Source organism: Hahella sp. CCB-MM4, assembly GCF_002260525.1.
GTDB lineage: Bacteria > Pseudomonadota > Gammaproteobacteria > Pseudomonadales > Oleiphilaceae > Hahella.
This window is the reverse complement of sequence record NZ_MRYI01000010.1, coordinates 46,350-67,136: the sequence shown is the minus strand read 5'-3', so window position 1 is coordinate 67,136 and position 20,787 is coordinate 46,350. Positions and strand designations below refer to the sequence as shown.

The window sequence follows — 20,787 nt, the reverse complement described above, 5'->3', positions numbered from 1 at the left end:
TCCGGCCTCAAAATTGACGTTCCCTGATAGCTCAGTTGGTAGAGCAAATGACTGTTAATCATTGGGTCGCTGGTTCGAGTCCAGCTCGGGGAGCCATTTTTCACGGGGTATAGCGCAGTCTGGTAGCGCGCCTGCTTTGGGAGCAGGATGTCGGGAGTTCGAATCTCTCTACCCCGACCACTTCTTTTCTGGTTCTTCTCTTTTTCCAATCCTGATCAAATTTCTTATTTTTGGGCAAAAGTCTCGATTGGCAGCATATATGCCGCTGATGACCAGCCTTAAGCTTACCCTGATAAAACAGCCCTACTACATAAAACACTCCCACCACATAAAACAGCCCTACTACGCCACGCAACATAAGGGATCTGCAACACAGAAGTTGAGATCGTTTAACAGGCCGGATAACAGAAGGGCGCTACAATGAGCGCCCTATGACAAACCAATCACTCCTGATAGAAAATCACCAGCCGCCCATCAGACAACCGGCAGTTTTTCGGTATTGAAGAACGCCTGGGTCACTTTGAACAGATGGTAAGCATCTTCCGTTCCGCACAGTTCACGAATGGAGTGCATTGCCCACTGGGGAGCGCCTATATCCAGGGTCTTCACTCCCAACTCTGCCGCAGTCAGCGGCCCAATTGTGCTGCCACATGCCATGTCAGTGCGCACCACAAACACCTGATAAGGCAAATCCAGCTGCTCGCTTAACTGACGATAGAAACTACTGGTAACGCTGTTGGTGGCATAGCGCTGATTGGCGTTGATCTTGATCACCGGCCCCTGGTTCAGAATCGGACCATGGTTATCATCATGCTTGTCCATATAATTGGGATGGATACCGTGGGCATTATCGGCAGAGAACATCAGTGAGCGACTCAGGGTCTGCCCCAAACGGCCTTCTTCTTCAGTCAGACGCAACAGCAGAGACCTCAAAAACGGCCCTGATGCTCCTTCGGCCGAGGTGCTGCCGACTTCCTCATGGTCATTGCACACCAGGATGCACGGGTACTCCCCGTTACTGTTCAGTAGCGCCTGCAATCCCGTGTAGCAACTCAAAAGGTTATCCAGGCGTGCAGAAGTGATGAATTGGTCACTCATTCCTACCAGACTCGCACCCTGGACATCGTACAGACAGAGCTCAAAATCCAGCACTCTAACCACATCCGTGCCTTCATGCTCCGCTTTGACACGCTCGAGCAACTGCTCCCGGAAATCCTTTTTCTGACTATCTTCAACCTGCATGACAACAGGAGGCAGTTGGGTTTGCGGATTGATAGAGCGACTGCTATTTACCTCACGATCCAGGTGAATGGCGAGACTGGGTATTGTGGCGACAGGGCGCTTCCAATTAACCAGCAGGTTACAGATACTGCCGTCAGAACTCTGACAGGTAACCCGACCCGCAATAGACAAATCCCGGTCAAACCATGGGTTGAGCAATGCACCGCCATAGACTTCAACACCCAACTGATAAAAGCCCTTACGATGAATCTCCGGTTGAGGCTTCAGCTTCAGGCAGGGGCTGTCAGTATGAGCGCCAAACAGCCTGACACCCGTCAGCTCCATAGGCGTCTTGATGCCCGAAAACGCCACAATGGAAGAGCCGTTGCGGATCACATAGTACCGACCGCCCGGCTTCAGCGACCATTCGTGAGACTCCTCCAAACGCCGGAATCCGGCCGCCTCCAGATGCTCAGCCATGGTAGCCACCGCATGAAACGGTGTTGGGGAAGCATCAAGAAATGCTAATAATTCCTGGTTAAACTGTTCTTTCTTCATTTATATCACTACCACGTATCACCGACAGGAAAGCAACGCGACACCCCACTTTCCATTTAGCCTCTGACCACAAATCAGAGCCCTTACATGCAAAAGGCCCCATCCATGCAACAAATGGCGCTCAGTTTAACCACCCGACAGGATGAACGCCAGAAGCTTACCGATCCCTCTCTGCATCATCCGAAATTGAATCGTCCGAATTTGTATCATCCGAATCGGACTTATCATCTCCTTCGGACTCACTGGCTCCGGACACGGATTCATCGGCATCCGGCCCACCCCCTCTCTTTTCTTCAGCTCCATTTTCGTCATGTGCCGGCATATCCTCGTCATGGCTTGCTTCGCGATGATCCATCTCACTTTTGATCACCTCATCACCATCTACTTCACTGAGGGTTGCCTCATTACTATCTACCTCACTACCATCTACCTCACTACCATCTACCTCACTACCATCTACCTCACTACCATCTACCTCACTACTATCTACCTCACTAATACCTACTCCACTATTGGCCATCCCCTGAGCGGAATCCTCGGTGTCGGATACCCCCTCTTCAGACAATCGCTCAAAGTCGCCTTCATCCTGAACATGCTCAAGGCTATCCCCGTTCGGTACCGGCTCACTGAACCTTCCCCACCCCCATTGCAGCCATTTAAGCATGGCAAAAGCCAACCACAGCGCCCAAAGTAGTATCGCCACCCGATAGAACATCACCGGCACAGCAACCACCCACGCCTCAGGCAAACGACCATCCACTACATCTGTGTACCAATGCATCACTCTCATGCTGGAGCCATTACCGGCAACATAGTCAATCGGTTGACCTATCAGTCCTTGCGGAATGCTCCCAATGACCCATCCCAGCGCAGCAATGGTCAACAGCACCAGCCACACCTGATACCCACGGCGAATCCATTTACCTCTGGACTGAACCATCTGTGCTCGATAGTTCAGCGAATAAAACCACACCACCAGGATCAGCAATCCCTGCACCCACCCCAGCGTTGCACCCAAAGCCAATATTAACCATGCCCCACGTCCCAGGGGATTTCCCTCGTGCCCGCCCAGAAAATAGGCGACGGCCAAAGTCACGACCAAAACTCCCCAAAACAATACGGCCGGCCCGATCTCCGGCCCTTCTGTCCATACCGGCCATACAGGACCCGGCAATACTGACGTTAAATTGATATTGCTGGCGGAGACCGGCAGTTGCAGATTCGGTGTAAAGTACTGCCAGCCACTCTCATGTACAGGCATCGTCCAATTTACCTGTAGATTTTGCGCCCCATAACCAAGCACGACATCCACCTCTTCTGACAGATTACCGCGCGGAATTTCCTGGCCATTTAACCGAACACTCTGAAGCTCACCTCCCACAGGCAACTCAAACCGAAATCGCTGACTCTTGGAGCTTCGAATCAGAATATCCATATTCAGATTTTTCGACTTCCCTCCAATTTCCTGACGCAAATCCACCCGATCAATCGTCAACAACTGACCAGCCACCGGCATCGGCTTACTTACCTCCAACAGCACCGAATCCCCTGGACGTGGCTGCCAACGCGGTTGCCATACCCCGTTTGACACAATCTGATACGGTGCAACCCCTGAGTAATTGACCCGCCAGTGAGGACTGACAAACACCTCCCAATGTTCAGTCCAGGGCACATTGGAGGGCGCCACCAGATCAATGCGATCAATCGTCGACAGCGCAGACTCCCATTCCAACTGCCGGGAGAGGTCCGGCAAAGTAAATTGCGCATACCCGTCCTTCGCCGAAGCATCGCCTTTAAGCACATTCTCCCCCGGCAGCAATGGCACCGACATCGAAATAGCCCCTCGTAACGGCGCTAAACGTATTACCCGGGTTCTCACCCGCCACTGCACTCCCAGCTCGATGGTCCTCTCCAACCGGACAAATGCCGGGGCAGCCTCTTGGAACAAGGACTGACGACTGTCCGCCCTGCGCTGACTGACAGAGGTTCGTTCGAACCCGAGCTCCGCCCCCTGCATCCCCTGCTCATTGGCACCGCTCACCACCCAATCCGATATCTGACTGGAAAACTTCTTGGGCTGCAGTGGGAAAAACAATTTAAACTGATCCTTTTCCCGAACCCCTCCTTCAAGCACCACCTCATGCACACCCGGTCCCACTGAGAGCGACCAGTTTCCCACACCACCGCCGGATTGACCGGGAAGCCCTCCCAGCGTCGTGGCATATTTGACCTCACGTCCATCCAGGAATACTCGCTGAGGCACCCAGTAACCTGCCTTAGCAGGCACGGGCACCACCACCTCATCCATCACACTTAGTTCCATGGAAATGGTCAGACTATATCCATCCAGCACTAACTCAACACTATTCAAATCAGCACATTGAGGCATACAGACCGGCGCTTCTGTAAGCCTCGCCTTCAACTCGCCCAACAACTCAGGTGACGGAAATCCATCTGCCTTTGCCTCGCCCGTCACCCCCACTCCAATTATCAGCGATACAGCCAATATCACCGATACTGAAGAGGAAGCATTCCCACCAGCAGCTCCCGGCAGAAGATCAGACGGGCGCCGCCGATGCCCCAGCAATGAAGCAAGCAAAACGCCAAGCAAAGCCACATGAATGATTCGCGCCAACCGGGTTTGAGCAGGCGAAAGCACCAGCAAGGTCACCTCTTGCCCATCAGCAATCCCCCCACTCCAGCCAAGCTGAATCGAATTCCAATGCCAGTCCGGCACCCCCGGCCCGGTTTGCCAGGGTTCGTCCAGCGGGGTTTGTGCAACTTTCTGTTTCACCATGGCACTTTCTGCCTTGGGTGCCTGGTACAGCTGGCTTACGGATGGTAGAGCTTCACCCTCTGCCCCGGAAACATCATATTCCGGCTCTTCAAAATACTGCTGCGGAATCTCTCCGGCCTGCTCCAGCTGCGGATAAATACTCATGCGTATCTGATCGACGCTGTAATTCAACAGAATGGCGACAACCCCCAGAAACGCTCCCCAACGCCAGATATTCAGCACAACTTTCCATATCGGATGCTTGACGACCCTAAGCAAGGCCAGGGGAATCAAGACTGTGAGCCATACCCAGATCGGTGAAGCCGTCTCATGGTAGGCAAACGCCAATCCGATCAGTGCTGCGCTTCCTGCCAGAGGACCTTCCATCCGCCAAAATACAGCCACTATCAGCAGCCAGAGAAAAACATCCCACAGAGTCCACTGATCCAGCCAGCTTCCCAGACTTCTGTCCGCTCCCTGCACTGCCACCGGCCACCAACCGGGAGGCAAATTTACCCGGGTATTAATCTGCTCAAAATCACCGTTACTCGACCATCCCGACACAGGCATCGAGATTGCCCAACCCTCCTTGGATACCGGAAAAATACTGACAGCTTCCAACTGGGTCTGCTGACGACGAACTTCCGCCCCGCGCAAACCTCCGCCTGACAACTGGGTTATTAGCCTGGGCTGACCATCAACCTTGGTATGCCCCAGAATAAATGGAGACTTCTGCTCGAGACGCCAATGCTCACTCATCTCCCCCCGTATCTGATCCTTCCAGATCCATCGGTCGGCGTTAAAGGAAAGCCAGACCTCAGAGTCCTGCCAAAGCCTGTTCTCCCCAACCTGCTGAACTCCCCGGCTCAATTCCCGGAGTCTCAAGATATTTTCTGCCCCCATTTTGTATGCAGGCAGCGCTTTCCAGGCTTCCGGCAAAGAGGTCTGCTGAGGATCAACAGCCTCACCTTCAATGGCAATCCGACGTATACCCGGCCGACTTTGTACCACCCATATTTCCCTCAACGGCCATCCACTATCAACATCGATCAATGGTCGAAACAGATCCAACTGATTCTGCTGCCGAAAGCTTGACGTTACCTGCCATATTCCAGGCCTGACCTGCATGCGCAAAGCACCGGTATCCTCTATCCGGGCCGGCAAAGGCGACTGAAAATCCATCAACGCCCACCCGGGAAGCTGCAGCGTCTGCAATATGACTTCCCGCTCATTTCCGGACACCTCAAGCTGCAGCACCACGTCCATCTGCTTGGGCTCGCTGTCCGTCAATTTGCGAAACACTCTGACCGTCAGGTTCTCTGTTTGTGGTTCGGTTTGTACCTGATCCCGAACCAACCACAAGCGGTTTCCCCCATCGATATAGGCACGGCCCTGCAGCTCAGCAGCAGGCTTGAGTTGAATCATGGCGAATTCGGAGGGAAGACGAATACTTTGCGGAAGTTCGGACCAGTGGATCACCCCCTTCACCACATGGGTTCCAGAGCCAAGCCAGATACTGGGAACGCCTTCGCGACTGACCACCGCCGCCCGATTCCCTCCAACACGGATTTCCTGGGGCCAGAGACGATCCGTTCCCGGCAACGCTTGCCAACCATCTGACAGCCGCCGGACAGGGAACTGAAACTGAAGATGACGAACATCAATATCCAGTGTCACCTTACCAATCCAGGTGCAGATCTTTTGGTCAACGGAATGATAAAGGGGGGTGCAATCGATATTGTCCACGCGATCCAGCACCCAGGAAGTCCAGGGCTGTAAAGGTGCGGGGACAAAAGTTTTGGCCATCACGGCCGGAATAGCTGACAGCAAAAAAAGTAAAACAAGCACTCGGGCGATATACATGCCTGATATCCCTAATCATTATCTGTAACAGAGAACATCCGGAAGTGTACTGCTGCATTCCGGTACCAGTGGCGTCAACAACACACCCCGATACACTTTCAGAATATACTATGCTGTCCTGGTACTAGCCAAATCACTTTGAACAAATATAATGTAGTGTCAATCACTTACCGAGCCATCGCCGACATGAATGAACCCGCCCTGTTTATCGATATTGAGGCCAGCAGCCCGGACGAAGACGGCTATCCGATATGTATCGCCTGGTCGACAGAAGACGGCGTGATCAATACCGCCCTGATCATCCCTGAAGACGATTGGGTCGACTGGGATTTCAGCTATCAGCACAGCCATGGATTATCCAGGGAACACCTGTTTGATCAGGGTGATACCGCTCTGGATGTGGTAAAAGCATTGACCCAGGATCTGGGCGATTGCACCGTGTATGTGGATGGGTTGGACCTTGATGAAGACTGGCTGATCAGGCTCTTCGACAGCTTCGAAATGGAGCTGCCCTTCAACATTCAACCCTTTACGCGCTTCCCTCCCGGACTGGGGTTTGAGCAGTTTCTGCTCTATCGCGAAGAATTGTTACAGGATCACGGCCTGTCTGGCTTCAATGCGGAAAACAATGTCTATGTCATGCTCCAGATTGCCAATCAATGCCAGACGCTTGAGTAACTGGACTGGTTAACAAATTCGACAAATGTATACCGAAGTCATCTTGTTGTTGGCCATCGTCACTGCTAGTTTTTTAATGGCAGATGCTATTTTTTTGAAAGAAGACGGCTTTTTTGAAAGACGACTACCAGCAGTTTTTTAGAGACAGCTGGTAGCAGTTTTAACTAAGCTGTTACCAGGCGATAAAGAATAACTATTACCAAGCGACAAAGACCGGCAGAGAAAATCGTAAACAACCTTGCGCACCCGGACAAATATAACAGCCGACGCGTCAATGGATCAGATGGAACCCTAATGGAAATTGCTCAACAGAATAATTCTGACCTGATTTGGAACATCGAACGCATAAGTGACCGTGACTGGGCACAAAAGTTCGTGCTCCAGTTTGAAAAAGTGCTCTGCGTATTTTCAGGGACTGTAGGTCAGATTTACACCAATTACAGCATGCACTTTCCAGAGGATTATCAACGCAACCTGGTCATCCTGCCCAATCCCTATGCCTTCCATGACACCTTCAATCACGTCAACGAGGAAGCTGTGACCGCAACGGGGTTTCACATCATTCCCGGACAAGTGGTCAAGCGGGAAGGCCTGTTCATGCTGATCAAACCCAAAGATCCAGACGCTCCTGCCAAGCCTATTCCGATGAACCGAGCAATGCAGGTGCTTAATAACATGCGCACTGCCGACGACCCGTTCCTGCCGGTACTGGTCAAAGGCGACCTCAAACCTTTCCAGGATAAAGTTCCCTGTCTGCACCTGCACAGACTCAGACTCCCCTTCCTCTCCCCCAGGATTACAGGGTTTGAAAAAGAAGAACTGAAAAGGGTCATTCAGGAAAAAATGCAAGCCCTGGCAAAAATGTAATCCTCCTTCATGCGAAACCAGTAACACGCCTGACATCCATTTGATTTGTGACGTTTTTCCGTGACTGTCCTGTCCGCTTGGGTCAGAATGCCTGACAGATAATAACGACTACACCTCATATCAAGGACACCCGCTTTCCATGAAAAGTTTCTCAGCCAGCAGCACGTTTTGGCCGATCCTGGTAATGACGTTCGCTTTCAGCACCAACGCTTCAGCAGATGTGTCCAAAGAGGACCTGGCTTATGTCGGCATAAACTGGACCCAACTTGAATTTGAACGCGTCCTGGGAGACCGCAAAGGCAGAAGCTACGCAGGCACCCTGGTTCTGGGGACTTATATTACCGACTACATCAAAACCGAATTCAGAGCCGCTTTGGGTGTCGGTACAGATGAAATCAATACATCTGATGCCTCCGACGCCTTCGGCCAGCAGGAATACGCCTCCATTGGTATTGAGGACTACTACAGCTGGTACATGGGCGCCCAGTATCCGGCAACAGACTATATGACCGTCTTCGCCCAATTCGGCTTTACCCGAATGATCGGAACCGTCGAATATCCAGACCCGGACCAGCCCAGGCGGCTACCAGATGAATTGACCGACAGCTCTTTCAGTATGAGTTACATACTGGGCACCGACATCCAGGTATATGGGGACTTCTGGGCCACACTGGAGTATGGCCGTCTGCATCGCGATACCATTACAGAGATTCGCACCAATCAGATGAGCCTCGGAATCAAATACGAGTTCTAATTGAAAAGCTCAGCGCCTTTTACCGGGAGTGACGGATAAACCAGCATTGATGGATACGCTGGTTGCGCTCAAAGTCTTCCGGCAGGCTTTCCCGGCTTTTATCTTCAACCTGAAACTTCTGCTCAATCTGTGAATCGAGCTTGAAGCGACGGTAGTTATTGGAAAAGATCAGTACGCCGTCGTCCGCAAGCAGGTCCATCGCCATTTGAATCATGGAGACATGATCCCGCTGAATATCCAGCACGGATTCCATTTTCTTGGAGTTGGAAAAGGTGGGCGGATCCAGGAATATTAAATCATACAGCCCTTTCCCCTTCTCCTGTTCCAGCCATTCCATCACATTCGCCCGAACAAAACGGTGCGGTTTACCGGCAAGATGGTTAAGAACAAAATTCCGCTCGGCCCAGCTAAGGTAAGTTTGAGAAAGATCCACACTGGTGGTCGATGCCGCCCCTCCGTATGCAGCATGCACGGAAGCACTGCCGGTATAGCAGAACAGATTCAGAAAACGCTTTCCTTTGGCATGTTTTTGAATCCAATAACGCATGGGACGATGATCAAGAAACAATCCGGTATCCAGATAATCAGAGAGATTCACCCAGAATCGGCAGCCATGCTCCATGACACTCAATTCACGGCCGGCACGGTCAACCTTCCCGTATTGATCCACGCCCTTCTGTCTTTTACGCTGCTTCAGAAACACTGCTGACTTCGGCACCCCACACACCTCGGGTACCACTTCCAACACATCCAACAGTCGCTGGTGCGCCTTATTCTCATCGATAGATTTTGGGGGCGCGTATTCCTGAATACAGACAGCGCCGTGATACCAATCCACGGCCACCGCATACTCGGGCATATCTGCATCGTATATCCGGTAGGCCTCCAGGTTTTCCCTGGCCGCCCACTTCCGTCGTTTCTTCAGATTCTTCGACAATCGGTTGGCAAACATCTGAGCCTGTTCAGAGAAAACCCTTTTCTCCCCCTGCTCCAGGGCCGCATCGTGCGATGGAAGATTTTGCGTGTAGACATCAAACAGGTACAACGTGGTAGGCAACTTGCCATTAAACAGCTTGTATTGCTTATTTGCGCGCACTCCCAACTCCCGAGCCAGATCTGCGCTGGAGGTAAATACGCCGGCCTTCCATCCATGAAACTCGCGCTTTAGCTGCCGGCCTAAATTCTGGTACAGCCCCCTTAATTCAAGCTCCTGGCCCAAGCGCTCCCCATAAGGAGGATTCGTCAACAGAAGCTTAAAGACATTCTCATCATCCGCTTCCTGCGGGTCAGGCGGAGTCACCGCGGTAACTTTCACAGCATCGCCCTGAGTTAATTGAACCCAACGGTCCACTCCGGCACGGGCAAGATTTCTTTTGGCTGATCGAATCGTATTTGGATTAAGATCATTTCCCGCAATCACCCCGCTCCATCGACGCTTTCCTAACACCGCCCTCTCCTGGGCAGCCCCCAACTCTTTCACCCAACTCTCCTTGTCAAACCAGGGAGCTTTGAAAAAGGCAAACTGTGGACTGATTAGTCCTGGCGCAATATCCAAAGCCATCAATGCTGCTTCAATTGCCAGGGTCCCCGAACCACACATGGGATCAAGGAACATGCCGTGAGTACCGCAATGCTCCGGCCACCCGGCGCGCATCAGAAGTGCAGCAGCCAGGGTTTCCTTGAGCGGCGCGGCTTCACCCTCACGCCGATACCCTCTCTGATGCAGACTACGCCCAGTCACATCCACTCCCAGGGTGATGGTCTTACCGATATTCAGCTGCAGACTCTGGGCTGCGGTGTCCTTTTCGATAACAGGTATTTCCTGCTGCCGGTCCCTGAAATAGTCATTGACCGCATCCTTAACCACCTGGGCTCCGAATCTCGAATGCCGTATGTCACCCCAGGAACCGAATGCTGAAATCCAATACGTCTTTCCGGGATCCAGGTAGTCGCTCCATTGCACTGACTTAGCCAGTTCATACACACCTTCCCGGGTAGCCTGGCGGGTTTCCCCCAGCTCAAGCAGAACCCTGCTGGCCAATCGGGAATTGAGACAGATCCTCATCATATCTGCCTGATTTCCGGTGACAACGACTCCTGCCGGTGAGGTCTTGACCAATGTGACACCAAATCCGAGTAACTCCTGCTCTAAGAGATACTCCAGCCCTTTGGCGCAGGAAACAAAAAAGTTGAAAGTCGATAGACTGGTCATAAAAGTAGGATCCGGGGACACACGTCATTGATTCAAAGGAATTATGGCCTGGGGACTCCCCCTAACCGGCCACAGTTACAAAAAATTTCAAAACGGGGTCTCAGCATTAGATGCAGTATGATCAAAAACTTATCCCCATTTAATTCCACAAAACTATAAAAAAAACGTCACATAGATGAAATAATTTGTGTACTTACGATTTTTTTTTGGCTTAACTTACTTGTGTAGCACATTTTTAAACATGTGATTAAGTTAACTAATACGCGTATTTCAGCAAGACACCATCCCCCCTAGGGATATTCAATAACATAGAGCAAAAGGAGACTCTTAATTCTTTCTCAGCCAATGAAGCAGGCCAATCATGCTACTTGCTATTGGTATTCCTGTTAAACCCAGAACACAATGAGGTTCAAGAAGAATGAGAAGACAGAAGCGCGATATGTTCGAAAGAGCGTACCTCAAGGGTTACAGAGCTGGCATCAGCGGTCGATCAAAGGACCTGTGCCCCACCGGGAACCCGCAAATGCGTCAAGAATGGATAAACGGCTGGAGAGACGGCCGCACCGATCACTGGGATGGCTATGTCGGCGTCTCCGGACTACACAAATTACCCGGTATCGCGTCCTAACCAAATTCTTTTATTCGATCACCCACTGGGGCATATTACTAGCCCCTTTATAAGGCCCGCTTGGCGGGCCTCTTCATTTCTGGTTTCAATCTCTCAACACAACAGAACAAGGCTCCGCATCAGCACTTATCGTTTGGCCAGTGCTTCAGCCACCTCTCTGACCAGTTCCGGCCCGCGGTATATCAGACCACTGTATACCTGTACCAGGCTGGCACCCGCTTCAATTTTTTCCAAAGCATCGTCTGCACTCATGACACCGCCGGAGGCGATCACGGGGATCTTCGAGTCAAGAGCCTCACACAGTATCCGAATCACATGGGTTGAACGCTTGGTCAACGGTGCCCCGGACAGCCCACCCTGCTCTTTACAGTGAGCCTGGCCTTCAACCCCTTCCCGGGACAGAGTGGTGTTGGTCGCAATCACCCCATCCATACCGAATTCAAGAATCGTCGCGGCAACCAACTGGATCTCGTCATCCGACATATCTGGCGCGATCTTGACGACGAATGGAACGTATCGCCCATATTGTTCATGACACTGGGCCTGGCATTCCTTGATCTGCTTCAGCATGGTTTTCAATGACTGTCCGAACTGCAATGCGCGAAGTCCTGGAGTATTCGGTGAAGAGATATTAATGGTGATATAAGAAGCCAATTCATAGACCTGCTTTATACAGGCGACATAGTCCGAGGCTGCTTCTTCTGCAGGCGTATCTTTGTTCTTGCCGACATTGACGCCGACAATGCCTTGGAATTTCTTGGCACGAAGACTCTGGAGCATGTGCTCCACTCCTTCGTTATTGAATCCCATACGATTGATAATCGCGTCTTTCTCTTCCAGCCGAAACAGCCTTGGTTTGGGATTCCCTGCCTGGGGCCTCGGAGTCACTGTGCCCACTTCAATAAATCCGAACCCAAAGCGAGCAAGCCCGTCAATATAATCCCCATTTTTATCCAGCCCCGCTGCAAGCCCAACGGCATTGGGGAATGTCAGCCCCATCACTTCAACCGGTTTACCTTTGACTTCAGGCATAAACAGAGGAAGAACACCGGTGGCATTGGCTAGTTTCAGGGCCTTGAGGGAGAGATCGTGGGAGGCTTCAGCTGGCAGACGGAATAGCAACTTCCTGGCAAGGGAATAACTCATGGAATAGTTCCGTTGGTTCAGAATTTATAAGAAAGTTAGGTCGCGAGGTGAGAGAACGCAATGGCGCGCTATTATAACCAACCTGATTGCTATTAAAAGTCTTGTTCGAAGAGATTCAACAAATACTTTTTTGACTGCGAGTTTATGAATTTCTGATCATCAGTGGAAAACTGATGCACGAATATTGGGCAATATGACAATCCTGTCACTTATCCACGAAATCTGTGGATAAGTTTGTTGATATCATCAGGGAAAAATCCCAGAGCCCTTAGACCCCTTAGCCCCACAGCAAATTGTACATTTTTTAATCAGTAATTTTTATCATTAAAAATCAATAACTTACAAGCATTTAACCAATAAACACCCTCCGACATAACGATCAAATTATGTTATATCTGATCGCTATTAAATCACTAGCGAATGTGACGGCACCGTCACATACAAAAAAAGCACGCGGCTTTGGCGTGCTTTTTTTGTATGCTTTTAATTAACTGGGCGGACAGAAAAGACGAATCAGGAAAATTTCAATCCCAGACCGTCCCGGGTCTGCCTGACAACTTCCATAAATACTTCCGGACTTGCGGCAAGCATGCCCTTGACCCTCAATGAAACCCTGTCCCCTATCTTGGCTGATTTAATTGATGGATCGGCAATAAACACCCCACCTTCCGAAAGATCTGTAGCTCTGACGGTATACTGCCCGGATGCCGGATGATCGAGAATAACATTCATTGACGTGTGCAAACGCTCAAAACGGCGTCGCTCTTCTTGCGAACTCATAGTCCCCACCCTCTATTATTGATTGTTTTTTGACCAGTATAGCAGAAGACTCCAGCTGACAATAAACATCCTCCTGACAGGATCTCATCACCAAATGGCAATTACGAGCCCCTCTAAAACGCCAGCCAAACCGTCAGAGCCAACTTTTGACACGGCAATGGCAACGATTCTTCAGAGGTTCCTTCAACAACGAGAGATACTTGCTTAAAATCCCTATTGGCAGCAACGACCTACAGATTAATATATACAGATTTTCATTCCCCGACTATGTCACTAATGGCATATTTTTTACCTGGCCGGATGCAGATATATTCTGTGCTACTGGCATGTCAGGCCTAAATCGGCTATTAGAAAATTGTGTGCCAGCCGCTTATATTCCATTGGAATTAAATTTTTCAGCATCAAGAAGACAAAATGACTTCAGCCTCTTTATCCACACTATCACGAGAAGAAAGAAGCCGCCTGGCCCAACGAGTCACCGTCATTGGAATGGTGTTGGATATCGCCCTGGGTTTACTCAAGATTGTCATCGGTGTACTGGCAAACTCCTATGCCTTGATTGCCGATGGAATTCATTCGTTTACCGACGCCGGTAGCGACACCATGGTGATTCTGATCACCCGCTACTCCCATCAGGAACCGGATAAAGAACACCCATATGGTCATGGCAAATTCGAAACCCTGGGCACTGTCGTCATGGGCAGTCTGTTAATTGCCATAGCTGGAGCCATGGCCTATGACAGCACCACACGACTGTTTGCCGGCGATGCCAGAGTCATTCCCGGGTGGCAGGCGATACTTGCAGCCAGCCTTTCCATCGCCGGTAAAGAGTGGATCTACCGGTATACTCTAAAGGTAGGAAAACAACTCAACTCGGACCTGATCATCGCCAATGCCTGGCACTCACGGTCAGATGCCTTGTCTTCCGTTGTGGTTCTGTTTGCCCTGCTCGGTGCAATGGCCGGCTACCCCTGGTTGGATGCTGCCGCGGCCATCATTGTGGCAATTCTCGTAGGAAAAATAGGCTGGGACCTGGCATGGAACAGTATCAAGGAACTGGTGGAAACATCTGTGCCACAAAAAAAGATGGATGAAATCCGCCAGGTGATCAGCCAGGTAGAGGGGGTTCGCGACACTCACTTCATCCGTGGACGGTTTGTCGGCCCGGAAATGGTGTTGGACCTGCACCTCCAGGTGGACCCTACCATCAGCGTCTCTGAAGGGCACCACATCGGATTATGCGCAGTTTCAGCACTAAAACAGCACATACAACACGTTTCAGACATCACTTTGCATATTGATGCAGAAGAAGACGGCACATTGGAAGAGCAGATGGCAACGGTATCACGCCTCCCCCAACGCAGCGATCTGACGAAAGAGTTAGAGCAACGGTGGGCAAATATTCTCCCCCCCAAAGCGATAAAACGCCAGCTCCTCCACTATTTGAGGGATAAGGTACATATCGAAGTCATGCTCAACACGACCGATGGGCTGGAAGATCATGAATTGAAAAACCGGATGCTGGCCGAAGTGTCGGATCTTGAATGGTTAGGCTCGCTGAGGGTGTGGAAGTCCCTGGACTAGGGACTTCCTTCGATTGCAAAGGCAAGTGGACTTCAAACAATGATAAGGGCTACTGGTCTCCAAACAGACGCTTCTTCTCCCGTTCAAATTCTTCCTGTGTTATTGCTCCACTATCCAGCAACGATTTAAGTTTTTGCAGGCGACTGTATCGGTCTTCAATCACGGCCTCTGATCCTGCAAACTGCCCGGCAGTTGAGTTGAATAAATCTCCCATGGCAAACGGTTCCACAGACGGCTTCTGAGCTGACGCCTGCTTATCCACAAGCCCCAGGAACTCACCGACTTTCCTGAAAACCAACTTGATAAATCTCCATAACTTAGGCAATAACCAAGCGGCCAGGATTAAGAATAGAATAACCAGCACAATAAATAGTACTGGATGATTCAGGGCAGTCCACAGCCCCGCCAACACCATCACATCCTCCATAATGGAAGCGGTCCAGTTACTAACAGGCTCCGGCGATGTGTTAATCGCCAGACGTGTACCGGCTTTGGTGGCATGGGAAGTGGCAGCGATCCCGCCTCCCACAATCCCTGCAGCGATGGCCAGTGCGGGAGATACATCCCCAACGGCACCCGCCGCCAGAACGGCTCCTGCTGGTATTCGGATAAAGGTATGCAGGACATCCCAACTACTATCAATTCCGGGTGTTTTATCCGCAAAAAACTCGATGAAATACATAAAACCGGCGGCTGCAATAATCAACGGATCTTGCAGCACAGCCAACTCCGCCGGCAATACAATGTTGCCGCTGGCTCCACCCAGTCCGAGCACCAGCACCGCAGCATAAAGGTTGATTCCACTGGCCCATGATACCCCCATGGTCAGGGCAATCGTTGTTACCAGGGCTTCATAGCTTTCCATTATTGATTACCTACTTCTGGCTATTACTTAGCACTTACTAATTGCAATTACTTAGCACTTACTAATTGCAATTACTTAGCACTTATTGAGTGCAGTTACTCAGCACTTACGTGTGGCCATTATTGGTATTTGCAAAGAACGGCCTCAATCTAATCCTATTAGACACGATGCACTCTGAATATAGGCTGAACATTTTGTCATGAAACAAAAAAGACATATTTTGCTGCGAGGGGAGAAAGGCGGCTAGCCTTTAGGTGGCTATCCATTTAGGTGGCTGTGGCTATCCATTTAGGTGGCTGTGGCTATCCATTTAGGTGACGAGCCATTTAGATGAAGACCCATTTCCACAGGATTCTCAGTGCCAACAGGGTCAGCAACCAGCGGAATATGGTTTTGAAGTGTTTTTCGGGGATTTTTCCTAACACTTTGAGCCCCACCCGAGTTCCGAGATAGCCGGATATCACCATCAGTACCATCGTCGGTATCCACGGTGTAAACATAAATCCGGCAAACCCGAAGGCAAGGATTTTCATGCTGTGCTGCAATGTCATGCAGGAGGAAAAATTGGCGGTATAGACCCACCGGTCAACTCCGGTCCGCCCAAGCCAGGCTGATACCAGGGGGCCTGAAGCTCCCACCAGCATTGTGGCAACCGTGGTGAGAAACCCTCCGGATATCAGACCTGCAGAGGTTTTTCCCAAACCGATCTGGGGCATAGGTCCCCAACTCAGCCAGAGTATGAACAGCGCAACCAGAACAGGAATCCAGGTCGGGTTTATACTACTGAGGAGAAACACCGAGAGCAGCGTGGCCAACAGCGCACCGATCAGGAAATAACCCACCACCCGATTATCACGATGCTGACGGGTATGCACCGCCCTGCTGGCATTCGACCCCAGCTGGACGATTCCATGCACAGGAATCAGTGCCAATGGAGGAAGGATGTCTGCCATGATCGTGATCAGAAAAGCACCGCCACCGACGCCTAGGGCAGCGGTCATCAATGAACCAAGAAAGCTGCATAGCAATAACATGAGAAGTTGCCATAGACTAAGTTCTGCAAATCCGTTGGCAATCCACTCTGTCACCCACTCCACAGACTATCTCCCGATGTGCAACGGGCAAAACCCCGTCTGTACGACGGCAGGAGTCACAAGGAGTCTTCCTCTTCGATTTCCTGCAATGCTTCCTGTGAGGTTAGAGATTCCGGCAGCTGCTTGCTGGCCCGAGCTCCCAGCTGCTTAAGCCGTTCCACCCTGGCCACGAGATTACCGCGACCTGTGCTCAGACGTCCCATGGCACTGTCATAGGCTTTCTGGGTTTGTTCCAGGCGTTGACCGATCGATTCAAGATCCTGGGTAAAGTTCACGAACTTGTCATACAGATTACCGGCCTGACGAGCAATCTCCAAAGCATTCTGGGACTGGTACTCATAACGCCAGATGTTATGTATCGTACGTAAGGTTGCCAGCAGAGTGGACGGAGAAACGATGACCACATTCAGTTCAAAAGCCTCCGCGAACAGATTGGAATCCTGCTGAACCGCTGCGGCAAAGGCTCCTTCAATGGGCACAAACAGCAGCACAAAATCCAGAGACTGGATGCCGATAGCTTCCTGATAATTTTTGCTGCTGAGATTTTTAACGTGTTGCCGGATAGATGCCAGATGCTGCTTTATCGCCGTCGCCCTGTCTTCATCATTTTCAGCATTATGAAATTGCTCATAAGCCAGCAGACTCACTTTGGAATCGATGATAACGGATTTGTTGTCCGGCAACCGCACAACCACATCAGGCTGTTGACGTCTGCCGTCAGCGCCGGTCTGGCTAACCTGTACGTCATACTCCTGACCCTTGTTCAGTCCGGAACGCTCCAGTATCCGCTCCAGTACGACCTCTCCCCAGTTGCCCGCGGTTTTATTCTCCCCTTTCAGGGCATTGGTCAATGCAATCGCATCTTCGCTGATACGCTCATTCAGGGTTTGCAGTTTCTTGACTTCATTTGCCAGAGAAAAACGCTGTTGGGATTCTTTCTCGTATACATCCTCAATCTTCTGTCGGAAATCCTTCAACTGATCCTGGATAGGATTTAAAACCTGCTTGATCTGGGTTTCACTATGTTCTGACAGTTTTCGCGTATTGGCTTCAAATATCCGGTTAGCCAGCAACTGAAACTCTTGGGTCAGTTTTTCCCTGGATTCTTCCAGCAAACGGATTTTCTCCGCATGATGCAGAGCGTCTTTGTCCCGGGCGGTTTGCAGACTGGCCAGTTCCGTTTTACCGGCATTGAGTTCCTGCAATAACTCCTGGGCCTCCTGCTGCTGACTGTCCAGGCGCTGCTCCATTGCAATCAGCTGTGATTGACGGTCTTCAGCCCGGGTCTTCAGAATGACATATTCCTGACGCAGCTGATGAAAATCATCCTGCAGGTTTTCCAGTCTTGCTTCTTTCTCGGCGACCTTCGCGACCAACTGCTGCATTTCATCTTCCTTGCTGCGTATAGCCTGCCGAAGTTCGTCGGACTGTTTCTTTTCGGATGTCAGTGAGCGACGCAGCATCAGCCCGGTCAGGCACAGCAGGGCCAGCAGTGTCGTCAAGCCAACGATCCCCCATTCCATTTCGTTGACTGGTAGTCTAATCATTGAAGTTTAAATCCTTTGGTTTCGGAGTGTTTCGGATATGGTCATTTTTCAGCTCAACGTCCCCAGATATGCTTCACTTTAGTCTGCGGCTTTCAGTCCCTGCTCTTTTAAATCGTGTAACTGATCCCGTAGCTGAGCCGCTTTTTCGAACTCCAGATTTCTTGCAGCCTCGTACATCGCCTCTTCCATCTGCTTGACCACCCGAGCAAATTCTTTGGGAGATCTGGCTGCCAGATCAATATTGTAGTCAGCCTGCTTCTCGGCCACTTTACGCTGAGCGCCTTTCTTCCTGGAACCGGGAGCAACCGCGCCTTCCATGATGTCTGCCACGGACTTGCTTAACCCTTTCGGAGTGATACCGTGTTCCTGGTTAAACTCCATCTGCTTGGTGCGACGGCGTTCTGTTTCATCGATGGCCCGCTGCATCGATCCGGTAATCCGGTCGGCATACAGAATTGCCTTCCCGTTAACGTTCCGTGCCGCACGGCCGATTGTCTGAATCAGCGACCGATCTGAACGCAGGAAGCCCTCCTTGTCAGCATCGAGGATCGCCACCAGGGAAACTTCAGGCATATCCAACCCTTCCCGGAGCAGGTTGATACCGACCAGAACATCAAATTCACCCAGTCGCAGATCCCGGATGATTTCGACCCTCTCCACAGTATCGATATCCGAGTGCAGGTAACGGACCCGTATGCCGTTTTCCATCAGGAAATCGGTCAGATCTTCTGCCATACGCTTGGTCAACGTAGTCACCAACACCCGCTGATTTTTCTCCGTGCGCTGGTGAATCTGGTCCAGAAGATCGTCCACCTGGGTAGAGGCAGGACGCACTTCCACCTCAGGATCCACCAGCCCAGTCGGACGAACGACCTGCTCTACGACCTGGCCCTGGTGATCCGCTTCATATTGCCCCGGTGTGGCCGATACAAACACCATTTGCGGCGCCAGCCGCTCCCATTCGTCGAATCTTAATGGGCGGTTGTCCATGGCCGACGGCATACGGAAGCCGTAGCTGACCAGCGTTTCTTTCCGGGACCGGTCCCCCTTATACATGGCCCCAAGCTGCGGAACAGTAACGTGAGACTCATCAATAAACAGTAGCGAATTTGGGGGAAGGTATTCGAATAACGTCGGTGGGGGCTCCCCTGGTCCACGGCCGGACAGGTATCGGGAGTAGTTCTCGATACCGTTGCAATAGCCCAGCTCCAGCATCATTTCCAGATCATACCGGGTGCGCTCTTCCAGTCGTTGAGCCTCCAGTAGTTTATGGTTGCTGCGAAAGTGTTCCAGGCGTTCGGCAAGCTCATCCTTAATGCTTTCTGTCGCATCAAGAATGATCTGGCGGGGGGTGACATAGTGAGTTTTAGGGTAAATCGTCGCCCGGGGCACCTTGCGGTATACCTCCCCGGTCAACGGATCAAACCAGGACAGAGTCTCTATCTCATCGTCGAACAGCTCAATGCGGAGAGCTTCACTTTCGGATTCCGCCGGAAAGACATCAATAACATCTCCCCTCACCCGATAATTAGCACGATGAAGCTCATAATCATTTCGGGTGTACTGAAGCTCAGCAAGCCGTCGCAGGATAACTCGCTGATCCACCTTATCACCACGATCCAGGTGCAACATCATCTTCTTATAGGATTGAGGATCCCCCAAACCATATATAGAAGACACCGTGGCTACGATCAGAACGTCTTCTCTCTCCATCAACGCCTTGGTGGCTGACAGCCTCATCTGCTCGATATGATCATTGATCGACGAGTCTTTCTCTATATAAGTATCGGATGACGGAACATAGGCTTCCGGCTGATAGTAATCGTAATAGGAGACGAAGTATTCCACCGCGTTATCAGGGAAGAATTCCTTGAATTCACCATAGAGCTGGGCGGCCAATGTCTTGTTATGAGCCAGAACGATGGTCGGACGCTGGACTTCCGCCACAACGTTGGCCATGGTGAATGTTTTACCGGATCCGGTTACCCCGAGCAAAGTCTGATGTAGCAGGCCGTCTTCAAGTCCCTCTACCAGTTTTTTGATAGCGGTAGGTTGATCGCCGGCCGGTTGATATTTGGATTGAAGTCTGAATTTCTGCATGATGGGAGCTTACACACACTTTCCTGTAGATGATAGTTTCAAGTAAATGTTAGAATCAGACGGTTTGAACTTGGTTTGCCGTCTTGGCTTCACCAACAGACTGTCGGCCAAAGC

Annotated in this window: 14 protein-coding genes and 2 tRNA genes; 7 read left to right on the top strand and 9 right to left on the bottom strand. The window is 51.0% G+C overall.

Features of this window, described 5'->3' with window-relative positions:
* Positions 1 to 20: 20 nt before the first annotated feature.
* A tRNA-Asn gene (locus BTA51_RS17050) sits at positions 21 to 96 on the top strand.
* Between the two features lie 7 nt (positions 97 to 103).
* Positions 104 to 180, top strand: a tRNA-Pro gene (locus BTA51_RS17045).
* 294 nt (positions 181 to 474) lie between these two features.
* Here the strand turns inward: BTA51_RS17045 and BTA51_RS17040 are convergent.
* Positions 475 to 1,779, bottom strand: coding sequence for a M18 family aminopeptidase (locus tag BTA51_RS17040; protein ID WP_094709393.1), 1,305 nt, complete (start codon positions 1,777 to 1,779; stop codon positions 475 to 477).
* A 157-nt stretch (positions 1,780 to 1,936) separates the two neighbouring features.
* On the bottom strand, positions 1,937 to 6,418 hold the full coding sequence (locus BTA51_RS30205; RefSeq protein WP_094709391.1) for a hypothetical protein: 4,482 nt from the start codon (positions 6,416 to 6,418) through the stop codon (positions 1,937 to 1,939).
* 186 nt (positions 6,419 to 6,604) lie between these two features.
* On the opposite strand from BTA51_RS30205, the gene BTA51_RS17030 reads away from it, so the two are divergent.
* The 3 genes from BTA51_RS17030 (at position 6,605) to BTA51_RS17020 (ending at position 8,717) form a co-directional block, all read left to right on the top strand.
* A complete protein-coding gene (locus BTA51_RS17030) occupies positions 6,605 to 7,096 on the top strand; it encodes a hypothetical protein (protein WP_094709651.1) in 492 nt (163 codons plus the stop codon).
* A 294-nt stretch (positions 7,097 to 7,390) separates the two neighbouring features.
* Positions 7,391 to 7,963: a hypothetical protein gene (locus BTA51_RS17025; RefSeq protein ID WP_094709389.1), complete on the top strand. Its 573-nt coding sequence runs from the start codon at positions 7,391 to 7,393 to the stop codon at positions 7,961 to 7,963.
* 139 nt (positions 7,964 to 8,102) lie between these two features.
* Positions 8,103 to 8,717, top strand: a complete 615-nt coding sequence (locus tag BTA51_RS17020) for an outer membrane beta-barrel protein (protein ID WP_094709387.1) — start codon at positions 8,103 to 8,105, stop codon at positions 8,715 to 8,717.
* A gap of 19 nt (positions 8,718 to 8,736) precedes the next feature.
* Here the strand turns inward: BTA51_RS17020 and rlmKL are convergent, their stop codons facing one another.
* Positions 8,737 to 10,929, bottom strand: a complete 2,193-nt coding sequence (rlmKL, locus tag BTA51_RS17015) for a bifunctional 23S rRNA (guanine(2069)-N(7))-methyltransferase RlmK/23S rRNA (guanine(2445)-N(2))-methyltransferase RlmL (RefSeq protein WP_094709385.1) — start codon at positions 10,927 to 10,929, stop codon at positions 8,737 to 8,739.
* Between the two features lie 418 nt (positions 10,930 to 11,347).
* Between rlmKL and rmf the strand changes: the two genes are divergently transcribed.
* Positions 11,348 to 11,557, top strand: coding sequence for a ribosome modulation factor (gene rmf / locus BTA51_RS17010; RefSeq protein WP_026179888.1), 210 nt, complete (start codon positions 11,348 to 11,350; stop codon positions 11,555 to 11,557).
* Between the two features lie 126 nt (positions 11,558 to 11,683).
* Here rmf and BTA51_RS17005 read toward each other — a convergent pair whose 3' ends face one another.
* Complete coding sequence (locus tag BTA51_RS17005) at positions 11,684 to 12,703, bottom strand: quinone-dependent dihydroorotate dehydrogenase (RefSeq protein ID WP_094709383.1); 1,020 nt, start codon at positions 12,701 to 12,703, stop codon at positions 11,684 to 11,686.
* Positions 12,704 to 13,216: 513 nt separating this feature from the next.
* Positions 13,217 to 13,483: a PilZ domain-containing protein gene (locus BTA51_RS17000; RefSeq protein ID WP_094709381.1), complete on the bottom strand. Its 267-nt coding sequence runs from the start codon at positions 13,481 to 13,483 to the stop codon at positions 13,217 to 13,219.
* Between the two features lie 414 nt (positions 13,484 to 13,897).
* On the opposite strand from BTA51_RS17000, the gene BTA51_RS16995 reads away from it, so the two are divergent.
* On the top strand, positions 13,898 to 15,067 hold the full coding sequence (locus BTA51_RS16995) for a cation diffusion facilitator family transporter (protein WP_094709379.1): 1,170 nt from the start codon (positions 13,898 to 13,900) through the stop codon (positions 15,065 to 15,067).
* Between the two features lie 49 nt (positions 15,068 to 15,116).
* On the opposite strand, the gene BTA51_RS16990 is transcribed toward BTA51_RS16995, so the two are convergent.
* From BTA51_RS16990 to uvrB, 4 genes are all read right to left on the bottom strand, one after another.
* The gene (locus tag BTA51_RS16990; protein ID WP_094709377.1) at positions 15,117 to 15,932 is read right to left on the bottom strand and encodes a DUF4126 family protein; all 816 of its coding nucleotides are present in this window, start codon (positions 15,930 to 15,932) and stop codon (positions 15,117 to 15,119) included.
* A 326-nt stretch (positions 15,933 to 16,258) separates the two neighbouring features.
* Positions 16,259 to 17,029 carry a sulfite exporter TauE/SafE family protein gene (locus tag BTA51_RS16985; RefSeq protein WP_246841071.1) on the bottom strand — a complete coding sequence of 257 codons (771 nt, stop codon included), beginning with the start codon at positions 17,027 to 17,029 and terminating at the stop codon, positions 16,259 to 16,261.
* Positions 17,030 to 17,082: 53 nt separating this feature from the next.
* On the bottom strand, positions 17,083 to 18,573 hold the full coding sequence (rmuC, locus tag BTA51_RS16980) for a DNA recombination protein RmuC (protein ID WP_094709375.1): 1,491 nt from the start codon (positions 18,571 to 18,573) through the stop codon (positions 17,083 to 17,085).
* 78 nt (positions 18,574 to 18,651) lie between these two features.
* On the bottom strand, positions 18,652 to 20,676 hold the full coding sequence (uvrB, locus tag BTA51_RS16975; RefSeq protein ID WP_210404864.1) for an excinuclease ABC subunit UvrB: 2,025 nt from the start codon (positions 20,674 to 20,676) through the stop codon (positions 18,652 to 18,654).
* Positions 20,677 to 20,787 lie beyond the last annotated feature (111 nt).

Bases quoted from the DNA above. Each gene is read 5' to 3' on its own strand.
- BTA51_RS17040 (WP_094709393.1), bottom strand. From the start codon at position 1,779: ATGAAGAAAGAACAGTTTAACCAGGAATTATTAGCATTTCTTGATGCT.
- BTA51_RS30205 (WP_094709391.1), bottom strand. From the start codon at position 6,418: ATGTATATCGCCCGAGTGCTTGTTTTACTTTTTTTGCTGTCAGCTATT.
- BTA51_RS17030 (WP_094709651.1), top strand. From the start codon at position 6,605: ATGAATGAACCCGCCCTGTTTATCGATATTGAGGCCAGCAGCCCGGAC.
- BTA51_RS17025 (WP_094709389.1), top strand. From the start codon at position 7,391: ATGGAAATTGCTCAACAGAATAATTCTGACCTGATTTGGAACATCGAA.
- BTA51_RS17020 (WP_094709387.1), top strand. From the start codon at position 8,103: ATGAAAAGTTTCTCAGCCAGCAGCACGTTTTGGCCGATCCTGGTAATG.
- rlmKL (WP_094709385.1), bottom strand. From the start codon at position 10,929: ATGACCAGTCTATCGACTTTCAACTTTTTTGTTTCCTGCGCCAAAGGG.
- rmf (WP_026179888.1), top strand. From the start codon at position 11,348: ATGAGAAGACAGAAGCGCGATATGTTCGAAAGAGCGTACCTCAAGGGT.
- BTA51_RS17005 (WP_094709383.1), bottom strand. From the start codon at position 12,703: ATGAGTTATTCCCTTGCCAGGAAGTTGCTATTCCGTCTGCCAGCTGAA.
- BTA51_RS17000 (WP_094709381.1), bottom strand. From the start codon at position 13,483: ATGAGTTCGCAAGAAGAGCGACGCCGTTTTGAGCGTTTGCACACGTCA.
- BTA51_RS16995 (WP_094709379.1), top strand. From the start codon at position 13,898: ATGACTTCAGCCTCTTTATCCACACTATCACGAGAAGAAAGAAGCCGC.
- BTA51_RS16990 (WP_094709377.1), bottom strand. From the start codon at position 15,932: ATGGAAAGCTATGAAGCCCTGGTAACAACGATTGCCCTGACCATGGGG.
- rmuC (WP_094709375.1), bottom strand. From the start codon at position 18,573: ATGATTAGACTACCAGTCAACGAAATGGAATGGGGGATCGTTGGCTTG.